This is a genomic window from Eubacterium coprostanoligenes (assembly GCF_900167205.1).
GTDB lineage: Bacteria > Bacillota > Clostridia > Oscillospirales > Acutalibacteraceae > Eubacterium_R > Eubacterium_R coprostanoligenes.
Genome location: NZ_FUWW01000002.1, coordinates 136546 through 147972, shown reverse-complemented (window position 1 = coordinate 147972; position 11427 = coordinate 136546). Strand labels below are relative to the sequence as shown.

The window sequence follows — 11427 nt, the reverse complement described above, 5'->3', positions numbered from 1 at the left end:
GCAAGTTTTTCTTGCACCTCGTTATTATAATTTATGAAATTACTTTTTTTGATTATATCTTGGGTTAACGATTTCTCTCCATTCAAAGTCGCCTCTTTCAACACCTCTGATAAGTGTCTCGGCAGTTGCAATGTTGGTTGCAAACGGAATGTTGTGCACATCACACAAGCGGAGCAAATCATTGTCGTTTGGCTCGTGTGGCTTTGGATTAAGCGGATCTCTGAAGAAAATCAAGAGGTCGATTTCATTGCACGCAATTCGGCTTGCAATCTGCTGTCCGCCACCTTGCGCACCACTCAAAAAGCAATTAATTTCCAAGCCTGTTGCTTCTTTTACAAGCTTGCCTGTTGTACCCGTTGCGCAAACATCATGTCTGCTGATGATTCCGCAATACGCAATACAAAACTGAACCAAAAGTTCTTTTTTAGCATCGTGTGCAATAAGTGCGATGTTCATTATACCTCTCCTAAATAAAATTTATCATAATATCTCATTTTAAGTTCTTTATATTATATATAATACCATATTACAGCGATTTTTCAAGATTTTTTTAAAATTTTTACGGTAAAAGTGAAGAATCTGTCTGAGCCTTTTCTTCGCTGTCGTTATTGCTGTAATAATAATCAATGATTGCAGCGGTAATCTCGGCAGTTGACGAACCCGAACCCGCTGTTTCGATAGAAGAACCGATGCTGATTTCGGGATTGTCATACGGTGCAAAAGTGATAAGGAAACCGTTGTTGTGCTTAACACCGTTTACAACTACCTGTGAAGTACCTGTTTTACAAGCGGTTTTTACTTTCAATTTGTTGAACTGTCTGTCAGGTCCGCCGTAAAGTGATACACGACGCATACCCGATTTCACAATATCAAAAGTCTTTTGACTTACACCTGTTTCTTCTTCAACCGTTATGCCTGTTTCGTTAACAGCACCTGTTGCGGAAGAAATTTTTGATTTTACGAAATGAGTTTTGTATCTTGTACCGCCGTTTGCGATTGTTGCACAGTAATTTGCAAGCTGAAGCGGAGTTAAAAGGTTATCCGACTGACCGATTGAGCACTGAACGGTATCACCCGGTCGCCATACCATATCAAACTTCTTTCGGTATTCGGGACCTGCCATAATGCCCTTTGATTCAGGAATCTCAACACCTGTTTTCTGTCCCAAACCAAACATCTTGCCGTACTTATTCATAAGGTCAATACCAAGTCTTTGAGAAGTGTTATAAAAGAAAATATTGCAAGAATGTTCAAGCGCGCCCTCTACATTAAGTCCACCATGATAACCTGTACACTTGAAGGTCATATCCGAAATTTTAAAGGTATGGTTGCAGTAAAAATATGTGTCCTTTGTGATTTTGCCCTCCTCAAGTCCCGCAACAGCCATAAGAGGCTTGAAGGTTGAACCCGGAGCAAAGGCACTCATTGCAAAACGGTTAAAGAGTGGCTTTTTGCTGTTGGAAGCGAGTTTTTGATAATCGCTGTAATATTCATCCAAATTGAAAGTAGGATAGTTTGCAGCAGAAAGAATTTCACCGCTGTGGACATCCTCAACAACAACCGCACCTGTTGCGACGCCTGAAGTTTTTAAACAAATTTTGCGGAGCTTTTTCTCGGCGATTTTTTGCATATCCTTGTCGATAGTCAAAACAATTGTGTCACCCTGAACAGGCTCTTTTGTGACAGTTTCGTTGACATTACCCTCTGCATCAATAGTGACGGTTTTTTCACCCGGAGTGCCACGCAAATCAGCCTCGCAAGCCTTTTCTATTCCCGACTCACCGATTTCATCGTTAATGCCGTAACCGCTGTCTTTGAGTTCTGCATATTCCTCGGCATTGATTTTTCTTACAGTGCCGATAATGTGAGCGGCAAGTGACGGGTCGGTATATGAACGATAAGCAACCACCTGCACATCAGCACCACGATAATTAGTTTTGTTCTCCTTAATTTGAGCAACGGTTTTGTCGCTGACATCATCCGCAATTGTGACAGGATTTGAAACAGAAAACAAACACCTTGTAAGCTCGTATCTGATATTTCCGATTTCAAGTGCGGTCTTTGCATCGTATCTTTCAAGTCCGTACTTTTCAACCATCGCATCGAAACAGTTTTGAGCAGTTGCATACGGTTGAAGATTGAACATATCCTTGCTTTTCATTGTTTTGATGGCGGATTCAAAATTCTCATCATCTTTTTTAGTAAAGAACTTTACTTTTCCGTTTTTGCCGATTTTCAAAGGGAGATTGTGAACATACTCCTCCTTGTTTTTGTTGAAAAGTTTTATCAAATTGATAACAATCGCATTTCTCGCTTCGTTATTCTTTGCGCTCGGAAAATATGCGGCATCAAGAATTATGCTGTTGCCCTTTCGGTTTGTAACAAGAACATTACCGTTGCGGTCAACAATCTCGCCCCTTGCCGCCTCAATCGAAACAGTATAGGTTTGGACAGCACTGCTTTGGGCAACATAGTATTCGTTATTTTTGATTTGAATATCATAAAGGTCATAGCCAAAGCCAAGGAATGTTGCAATAGCCAAAATGATAGCAATAGCAGTTCTTGAGCTTTTATATCTGTTACCCATAACGCACTCTCCTTTCCTAAAATTCCAAATAAATTAATTTTTATTGAGTTTATTTTTAAGCGGTACAAAAGCAAGATTCATAAAAAAAGTTACAACTGCCGTGTAGAAAAATGACGGCAAATAAAATGTGAAAAACACCGCTGTTGAGCCTTCTCCGCCCTTGAAAGCAATGAAAACAAGCCAATAAATCAAAACATACAAAAATGTGAAAACAATTGCACCGACAGTGCCAACCCAGAAAGTAGGGCGAAAAATATGCGTGAGCAAAACGCTCATAATGAAGCATGCAACCATAAGGAACAAGCAACTAAAGCCCATATGGTGCGCCGCCGTTATATCCCACAACAAACCTGCAAACAAGCCGATGAGAGCCGACGCTTTTTCGTCCTCATCAAGCGACAACAAAACAGCCGCCGGAACAAGAAGAAAACACCTTGCACCGCCGATTTCAAGCCAAAGTCCGCCGACATTTTGGAGCAACGACAGCAGACACAAAATCACGGCATAAACGACATATTTAATTGTGCGTTCCTTTTTTGTAAGTTCCATTAAACAATCCTTAATTCTTGTAGTCTGTGAGTATAAAGCAAGTGTTTATGCTTTCAATATCAGTGCCCGGCGTGATGATTGCATAAGATGAAATATCGGTTGACTCGTCTGCAATTTCATCAACAGTGCCGATAATCAATCCCTTTGGCACAGTTCCGCCAACACCTGCTGTGCAGATAATAGCCTCGTTAGTAATCTTTGTTGTGGCATCAAGGTTTGCCATCTTGCACTTATTTTCTTTGGCAAGACTTGCTGTGCCTGTTACATAAGAAATCTCGTTAGAAATAATTTCATACACCGACACGCTGAAATCAGGGTCAAGAATAGTCTTGACCACGCTGTAGGTCGGATAAGCCTTGTCAACAATGCCGACAAGATATTTGCCGTACATAACCGCATCGCCGACAGCAACACCGTTTACAGTGCCCTTTGAAACGGTAAACGACTTGTATATATCCGCACTGTCTCTGCCTGTTACGGAAGCCTCAACAAATTGGAAATCCTTGTGTTCTTCCTTAACCCCAAGGAACTCCTTGTAAAGCTCATTTTGCCTTTTTAAATTTTCGTAATCAACAAGTTGCGACTGCAAATCACCGATTTGTGACTGGAGCTTTTTTATCTCCTTTTCATACTGTGCGTTGCCGCTTACATTGCCGGAAATATTATCAAGACCATTTGAAATTTTCTGTGCAACATAATGAGCAGGAGAAAACAACGTGCCAAGAACAGTTGACTGTGCAGTTTCGCCGTGACCGTTTGCGGCGGCGATAAGTGCACCAATCAAGAACACGGCAATAATGCTCACAACCATTTTGAACGGTTTTGTGTTAAATAAATTTTTCATATTCGATTCACTTCTATATTATTTTGCTCTGCGTAGCTTGATTGATGTGCCGAGTGCAACACAATCGGTTGAATTTTCAGGCACAATAATCGGAATTTTAATCTCGTTTTCAATCAAATCACGAAGTCCACGAAGTCGGCTTGCACCACCTGTGAGATAAATTCCACGGTCGATAATATCTGCCGAAAGTTCAGGAAGAGTAACCTCAAGAGTTTCCTTGACAGCGGTCAAAATCTGACCTACAGGTTCTTGGAGAACCTCACGAATGTCGGATGAAGTAATCTCCACGCTTCCCGGAAGTCCGTCAGCAAGATTTCTGCCTCTTACTTCCATAGCAGCCTCGCCGTCATATTCCAAAGCAGAGCCGATTTTAAGTTTTATATCCTCTGCCGTACGCTCACCGATAAGAAGATTGTGAGTCTTACGCATATAAGTCACGATTGAATCATCCATAGCTTCACCGCCAACCTTGATGCTGTTACAGCACGCAATTCCGCCGAGAGAAAGCACGGCAATATCGGTTGTACCGCCACCGATGTCGATAATCATTGAACCTGTTGCCTCATAAACAGGAAGTCCTGCGCCGAGAGCCGCCGCCATCGACTGCTCAATAAGTTCAACTTCCTGTGCGCCTGCCGAACGAACAGCATCTTCAACGGCTCTGCGTTCAACCTCTGTTACATCAGACGGAACGCTGACAACAACCCTTGTTTTTGTGAAAACATTGCGTGATGTTGAACGGTCCATAAAGTCATGAAGCATATCCGCAGTCATATCAAAGTCGGCAATAACGCCTGCCCTCATAGGTCTGACAGCAACGATTGAACCCGGTGTTCTGCCAATCATATTTTTTGCCTCGTTTCCTGTTGCGAGCACTCTCTTTGATTTTACATCAACTGCCACAACAGACGGTTCATTAATTATAATATGTCCTTTTTTGTCGGCAACTCTTGTGTTTGATGTGCCAAGGTCAATTCCAATATCTCTTGAAAAAAGCATTTTAAAACCCGCTTTCATAATTATTTCATATCAATTATCAATTAATTATTATATAATATAGAATAAATAATCTCAACAGTTATTTGAAAATTTAATAAAAATGTCAAATTATACAAAAAACCTCCTGCGTGAACAGAAGGTTTTTGTATCAAAATAAAAATTAAAGCAACTAAATCAAACTTCTTGCAATTCAGGTTCATCAACAAATATTTTGTCCCAATTTGCATAGTATTCTTTTTGCTTGATGAGTTTGCGAGCCTGAATATAGTCGTATGCTTTTTTGTGGAAGATGTCAAGTTCTTTTGAAGCCTCTTTGAGCTTTGTTGCCTTGAGATTTGCCTCCTCCTTGGTGTTTTCGCTCATAGCGTTTGCCTCGTTATATTTATCAAGAGTCGGCTCGCTGATGCCGTAAAGTTCTTCTACCGTATGGGTCAAAAGTTCATTTGCCTTTGCGGTTTTCTTCAGCATCTTTTCTGTTGCAAAACGATCTTTTTCATCAATAACAATTTCAAGTGCTTTGATTTTTGACTGCAACTTTTTGCGTTCCTTACGGTTTGAAGCGGAATTCAAAGCCTCAACGCATTCGTTGTATTCGTTAACCGAATCGGCATAGATTTTCTTTGCCTCGTCAAGCTGACCTTCCGAAAGAGAATCGGTTGCATAATCCTCAAGAGCTGCACGGATTTTGAGCACCTTGATGTGAGATTCGTGTTCTTCTTCGGTCAAAGTATACATTGTGACAAACGGAATAAGCGCAAGCACAAAGCCGACAAGTGCAATCAAAATCATACCCTTTGAAATTGGTTCTCTGAACGAAGCCTTGTACAAATCGTCATAGTTGTCAACAAGTCCAAAATGGTTTTGCATAACGATTGTTTGAGTAAAATATGTAATGCCCATAGACACGAATACTCCGATTGTACCTACAAACTGACCCATAAGTCCCTCAAGTCTGTCGCCGGATTTGTACTGCTGATAGTCGAGTACATCGGCACTCATAGCACTGTCCGCAATAAGAGGAATTGTATTAAAAAATCCTCTTATCCAAATACAAGCATACAGCACCCAAATTTGTTCAACAAACAAATACATACCCACAAGAGTGATTACATTACCCAAAATATAAAAAATATACATATTACGCTTGCCGAGTTTGCGTATAAGTAACGGTGACAAAAGCATTGCCGGAGTTGCCGCAGCACCCAAAATGGTCATCAGAGTACCGTTCAAAGCACCTTGCTGCTCTGTTGAAAGGTTAAGAACATCTTTTATGCCATAATAAAAATACCAAGTTGTGACATTACCAACGCCTGCCTGCAAAAGAATACACCAAGATGTGAGCGAGCGTGCCCACTGATATTTGTTTGCAATTCCTGCGCCGATACCCTTAAAGAACGGCACTTTCGGTGTGTAGTCCTTTGAAACGATAATACGCTCTTTTGTGCCGAAATAGCTGAAAAGTCCGATAAGTGCACCGCCGATACCGAGTGCCGGCATAATAATACGATAAGCGTTGATATGCTCAAGACCGCCCGTAAAACCTGCAATAAGCGGCACAAAAAATCCCATAATCGTCGGAGCAAGCGAATAAATAAATGTTGAAACCGTGATAACATCCGCACGCTCGGTTGAGTTAGGACTCATTACCTGAACAAGCGTTGTATACGCCTGGTCATAAAACGGATAACACAGCTGAAGAAGCATATACGATATAAACAGCGACCACAATTTTTGATTGTAAGTCATTGTTTCAAACGGCAAAAACGCAAAAATGGTAAGCAAAATTGCCGACGGAATGCCTGTGTAAAGCAAATATGGGCGGAATTTTCCCTTACTGCTCCGAGTATTGTCAATAATCAATCCTCGGATAGGACCTAAAAACAAACCAATAATCGTTGCAATCATATTGAGTTTTACAAGGTCTCCGTTTTTAAGTCCGAGAGCCGAACCTGCAAGCAAGCTTGTTGCAGACAATGATATATACCAAACCGTATAAATCACAAATTTTACACCGATACCACCGACACTGTAGGCAAGTATTTCTTTGTACGGAATATACCTGCCCTCGGGTGGAGTGCTCCAGTGTTCTTTTACAGACGACACAGTCTGTTTAATCTTTTCTCCTGATATTTTCATTTTTACCCCTTTTGTGAAACTCACATATATTTTTGCCGCGCACGGCACAAGTTTCTGTTAAATTATAACATAGGGAATCAACAATATCAACATAATATTAACAAATATCCGTGGAGAAAGTATAGCCTTGCTTTTTCACATCATCTATAACCTTGCCAAGAATGTCGGCATTGGTTTTGCTGACAGCGTGAAGAAGAAAAATGGCACCGGGATGAGTGCTTTCGCAAATATGGGTGAAAGCCTGATTTTCCTCCGTTTGATTGTCCGGGTCCCAATCGGCATAGGCAAAGCTCCAAAACACCGATTTATATCCCAAATCTTTTACAATTTGTAATGAGCGTTCAGAAAACTCACCTTTTGGAAATCTGAAATAACTCATTGTATAGCCGAACTTATCCTTAACATACTTGTGAAGATAGCTTACTTCCTCCTTGGCTACATCGTCGCTGACCTCATCCATAGTATAATGGCGGTAGGAGTGGTTGCCGACAATGTGCCCCTCGTCTATCATTCGCTTAACAAGTTCGGGATTTTGAGATGCAAAATCATAGGTCACAAAGAAAATCGCCTTAACACCTTTTTCCTTCAAAGTGTCCAAAATTTGCGGAGTATAGCCGTTTTCATAGCCCTCATCAAAGGTTAGGCATATCTTTTTTTCATCGTTCAACAGCCACTGCGCATCCATATTTGAAAAGCGTTTTTGAAGTAAAAGTGGGTCGTTTGGTTGCTTATGTTCAACTATATTTCCCGGACCCCAAACAACTTTTTCGGTGCTCAATGAATCAAGCCCCGCAACCGCCTTTGCTGTGGGTGCAGTTGTTTCAACAGCCTTGGTTGTGGTTTCTGCTTTTTTACTTGCTGTAATATTTTCATTACTGTTTGTATTCCCTTTTGAGCATCCGAACAGCATACAAACGCACAAAACGGGCAACAATATCCTTTGAAATTTCATAATAAAAACCTCCTACATCTATTGTTGACGCAGGAGGTTAAAATACCATTGTTAAATTTTGAATTACTTGTCGGAATTTTCAAGGCTCTTCATTTTGAGATAAGCGTTGATGAAGCCGTCAAGGTCACCGTCCATAACAGCATTGATATTGCCCATTTCAAATCCTGTTCTGTGGTCCTTTACCATTGTGTACGGCATAAATACATAGGAACGAATCTGACTGCCCCAAGCGATTTCCTTTTGGTCACCCTTGATGTCGTCAATCTTTTCAAGGTTCTCTCTTTCCTTGATTTCAACAAGTTTTGACTTGAGCATAAGCATTGCCATTTCACGGTTTTGGTGCTGTGAACGCTCAACCTGACACGACACAACGATACCTGTCGGAATATGAGTAAGACGAACAGCGGATGAAGTCTTATTTACCTTTTGTCCGCCTGCACCCGATGCACGATAAACATCCATCTTGATGTCTTCTTCACGGATTTCCACATTGACATCATTGTCAATCTCCGGCATAACTTCAAGAGAAGCAAACGAAGTGTGACGGCGACCCGATGAATCAAAAGGAGAAACACGAACAAGACGGTGAATACCCATTTCGCCGTGGAGATAGCCGTAAGCATTTTCGCCTTCTACACGGATTGTTGCACTCTTGATACCTGCAACATCACCCTCAAGATAGTCGAGAGTTGACACCTTGTAGCCGTTTCTTTCGCCCCAACGGTTGTACATACGGAAAAGCATTTCTGCCCAGTCTTGAGCCTCTGTTCCGCCTGCACCTGCGTGGAAAGTGAGAATAGCGTTGTTGTCGTCAAACTCGCCCGAAAGAAGTGTTGAGAGAGTGAGCTTTTCAATTCTGTTTTCAATATCGTCAACCGACTTTGTGCAATCCTCAACCAAGGAAGCGTCTTCTTCCTCGTTTGCAAGTTCAATCATAACCTGCGCATCCTCAAAATCATTTTTGAGATTTTCATATGATGCAACTTTTGCTTTGAGTGAGCCGATTTTTTGCATAACCTTTTGGCTGTTTTCCATATCATCCCAAAAATCAGGAGCGGCGCTCTGCTTTTCAAGTTCTTCAATTTGAGTCTTAACATTGTCTATGTCGAGAGCTTCTTTTAAATTGCTTATTGGTTCCTCGGACTGCATAAGTCTTTGGTTCAATTCTTCAAATTCTATCATTATTCTTCTCCGAAAAAGTATTAAATATGTTAATTGATTATTTTATGCTATAATATTATATAGTATAAGTTTTTATTTTTCAAGTAACAAGTAAAAAATATTTGTTATATTTACTCTTGAAAATTAAAAGAAATAGTCATATAATAAAGGCGAAAAATTCATAGAAAAGAGGGCTATATAATATGGCAGCACAAATCTGTGCCGTAATAATATTTGTCGTTATGTTCGCACTTATTATTATGGACAAAATCCCACGCCAGTGGGTAACATTGGGTTGCGGACTTGCAACTATTGTTATTGTATTCGGTATTTGTATGAAAAGTCCGAGTGCAATAATGGAAACGCTCAATGTCAAAAGCATATTCACACCTGAATTTTGGCATGTTTCGTCACAAGGCGGCGAAAGCTCGAGCGGCATTAACTGGGCTACAATCATTTTCATAGCGGGTATGATGGTAATGGTTGAAGGCATGGCAAAAGCAGGATTTTTCCGTTGGCTTTGCCTCACAATCGCAAAAGCGGTTAAGTACAAGGTTATGCCGATACTTGTAACATTTATGATTATGAGTGCCGTGCTTTCAATGTTCATTGACAGCATCACCGTAATTTTGTTCTTGGCAGCAGTTACAGTTGAACTTTCACAACTTCTCAAATTCAGTCCGGTTCCGATGGTACTTGCGGAAGTTTTCTGTGCAAACCTCGGCGGTTCTGCAACAATGTGTGGTGACCCGCCAAACATCATCATTGGCACAGCACTCGGCTACAGCTTTGCCGATTTCCTTACAAACACAGGTCTTATTGCAGGTATTTCACTTGTATTTATTGTTATTTTCTTCTATTTTTCATTTAAGAAAGAGCTTTCTGCTGCAAACGGTGAACCTGTTGACCCGGCAACTTTTCCTAACCCGGCAGACGCTATTGAAAACAAAAAGGACTTTATTGTAAGCACAATCATTTTCCTTATCGCTGTTGTTCTTCTTGTAACGCATGCACAAACAGGACTTACCGTTGCGTTTATCGGCGTGATTATTGCGGCAATTACGCTCATCACTTCGTTTAAACACATCAAGTTTATTTTGAAAAAGATTGACTACAAAACACTTTTGTTCTTCATCGGCTTATTTATCGTAGTAGGCGGACTTGAACAAACAGGCGTTTTGAAGCTTATTGCAAACTTTATTGAAAAAATCTGCGGTGGCAACTTCTTTGCAATGGTTCTCATCATTATGTGGATTTCGGCAGTTGCAAGTGCGTTTGTTGACAACATTCCATTTGCTGCAACAATGGTTCCTGTTATCAAGAGCCTTGCGGCTACAACTCCGGGTGCAGAACTTGCAACCCTCGCATATTCACTTTCTGTCGGCACAGACATCGGCGGCAGTGCAACACCTATCGGTGCATCGGCAAATGTTGTAGGCACATCCGTTGTTTCAAAGGCAGGACACCCTGTCAGCTGGGGCAAATATTGCAAATCGGCAATACCGGCAACAGCAATTGTTCTCATCATTTCAATGATAGTAATCAAATTAAGATACTTCTAAAGGAGGGTTAATTTATGGCTAAACAATTTATAATTTCAATTGGTCGTGAATACGGCTCGGGCGGTCGTGTGATCGCCGAGGAATTGGCAAAAAGATACAATGTAAACCTTTACGGTAAAAATCTTTTGGATTTAGTCGCACAAGAAAAGAACCTAAACCTTGACGAGCTCAAAAAATACGACGAAAAAGCAAGAAACATTTGGCTTTCACGCTCGGTTGACGGCTACTCAAACTCGCACGAGGACAATGTTGCTCAAATGCAATTTGACTACCTCAAGGAGCGTGCAGAATCCGGCGAATCATTCATCGTGCTCGGCAGATGCGCCGACTATGTTTTGCGTGAATACGAAGGACTTGTCAAAATCTTTGTAACAGGTGAAATGGACACAAAGGTTAAGAGAATTGCATCAATCGAAAAGCTCCGCTATGACGATGCAAAGAATCTTGTTGAAAAGCGCAACAAGATCAGACGCAGTTATCACAACCGCTATTCAAAATACAAATGGGGCGACTCTCGCTACTACGACTTGCTAATCAACACAAGCAAGGTAGGAATCGACAACGCCACCGATGTAATTGATGCATACATCAAAAGCATAATCGAATAAACGCTTATCACAAACAAATCATAAAACAC

Annotated in this window: 10 protein-coding genes; 2 read left to right on the top strand and 8 right to left on the bottom strand. The window is 41.0% G+C overall.

Annotation, left to right across the window (positions count from 1 at the left end; genetic code table 11):
- Positions 1-39 precede the first annotated feature (39 nt).
- From B5D29_RS01405 to prfB, 8 genes are all read right to left on the bottom strand, one after another.
- The gene (locus tag B5D29_RS01405) at positions 40-456 is read right to left on the bottom strand and encodes a methylglyoxal synthase (protein WP_078767786.1); all 417 of its coding nucleotides are present in this window, start codon (positions 454-456) and stop codon (positions 40-42) included.
- A 103-nt stretch (positions 457-559) separates the two neighbouring features.
- Complete coding sequence (locus tag B5D29_RS01400) at positions 560-2587, bottom strand: penicillin-binding transpeptidase domain-containing protein (protein WP_078767785.1); 2028 nt, start codon at positions 2585-2587, stop codon at positions 560-562.
- A 33-nt stretch (positions 2588-2620) separates the two neighbouring features.
- The gene (locus B5D29_RS01395; RefSeq protein WP_078767784.1) at positions 2621-3136 is read right to left on the bottom strand and encodes a hypothetical protein; all 516 of its coding nucleotides are present in this window, start codon (positions 3134-3136) and stop codon (positions 2621-2623) included.
- Positions 3137-3146: 10 nt separating this feature from the next.
- Complete coding sequence (mreC, locus tag B5D29_RS01390; RefSeq protein WP_078767783.1) at positions 3147-3980, bottom strand: rod shape-determining protein MreC; 834 nt, start codon at positions 3978-3980, stop codon at positions 3147-3149.
- 18 nt (positions 3981-3998) lie between these two features.
- On the bottom strand, positions 3999-4997 hold the full coding sequence (mreB, locus tag B5D29_RS01385) for a rod shape-determining protein (protein WP_200803064.1): 999 nt from the start codon (positions 4995-4997) through the stop codon (positions 3999-4001).
- 156 nt (positions 4998-5153) lie between these two features.
- Positions 5154-7115, bottom strand: a complete 1962-nt coding sequence (locus B5D29_RS01380) for an MFS transporter (protein ID WP_078767781.1) — start codon at positions 7113-7115, stop codon at positions 5154-5156.
- A 97-nt stretch (positions 7116-7212) separates the two neighbouring features.
- A complete protein-coding gene (locus B5D29_RS01375) occupies positions 7213-8067 on the bottom strand; it encodes a polysaccharide deacetylase family protein (protein ID WP_078767780.1) in 855 nt (284 codons plus the stop codon).
- A 63-nt stretch (positions 8068-8130) separates the two neighbouring features.
- A complete protein-coding gene (prfB, locus tag B5D29_RS01370; RefSeq protein WP_078767779.1) occupies positions 8131-9249 on the bottom strand; it encodes a peptide chain release factor 2 in 1119 nt (372 codons plus the stop codon).
- 182 nt (positions 9250-9431) lie between these two features.
- Between prfB and B5D29_RS01365 the strand changes: the two genes are divergently transcribed.
- Together B5D29_RS01365 and B5D29_RS01360 are read left to right on the top strand one after the other, a co-directional pair.
- Positions 9432-10790 (top strand): ArsB/NhaD family transporter, encoded by a 1359-nt coding sequence (locus tag B5D29_RS01365; RefSeq protein ID WP_078767778.1) that lies wholly within the window; start codon positions 9432-9434, stop codon positions 10788-10790.
- Between the two features lie 14 nt (positions 10791-10804).
- On the top strand, positions 10805-11398 hold the full coding sequence (locus B5D29_RS01360) for a cytidylate kinase-like family protein (RefSeq protein WP_078767777.1): 594 nt from the start codon (positions 10805-10807) through the stop codon (positions 11396-11398).
- The last annotated feature ends 29 nt before the right edge of the window (positions 11399-11427 follow it).

Coding starts and splice junctions, on each gene's coding strand:
- B5D29_RS01405 (WP_078767786.1), bottom strand. CDS start 456: ATGAACATCGCACTTATTGCACACGATGCTAAAAAAGAACTTTTGGTT.
- B5D29_RS01400 (WP_078767785.1), bottom strand. CDS start 2,587: ATGGGTAACAGATATAAAAGCTCAAGAACTGCTATTGCTATCATTTTG.
- B5D29_RS01395 (WP_078767784.1), bottom strand. CDS start 3,136: ATGGAACTTACAAAAAAGGAACGCACAATTAAATATGTCGTTTATGCC.
- mreC (WP_078767783.1), bottom strand. CDS start 3,980: ATGAAAAATTTATTTAACACAAAACCGTTCAAAATGGTTGTGAGCATT.
- mreB (WP_200803064.1), bottom strand. CDS start 4,997: ATGAAAGCGGGTTTTAAAATGCTTTTTTCAAGAGATATTGGAATTGAC.
- B5D29_RS01380 (WP_078767781.1), bottom strand. CDS start 7,115: ATGAAAATATCAGGAGAAAAGATTAAACAGACTGTGTCGTCTGTAAAA.
- B5D29_RS01375 (WP_078767780.1), bottom strand. CDS start 8,067: ATGAAATTTCAAAGGATATTGTTGCCCGTTTTGTGCGTTTGTATGCTG.
- prfB (WP_078767779.1), bottom strand. CDS start 9,249: ATGATAGAATTTGAAGAATTGAACCAAAGACTTATGCAGTCCGAGGAA.
- B5D29_RS01365 (WP_078767778.1), top strand. CDS start 9,432: ATGGCAGCACAAATCTGTGCCGTAATAATATTTGTCGTTATGTTCGCA.
- B5D29_RS01360 (WP_078767777.1), top strand. CDS start 10,805: ATGGCTAAACAATTTATAATTTCAATTGGTCGTGAATACGGCTCGGGC.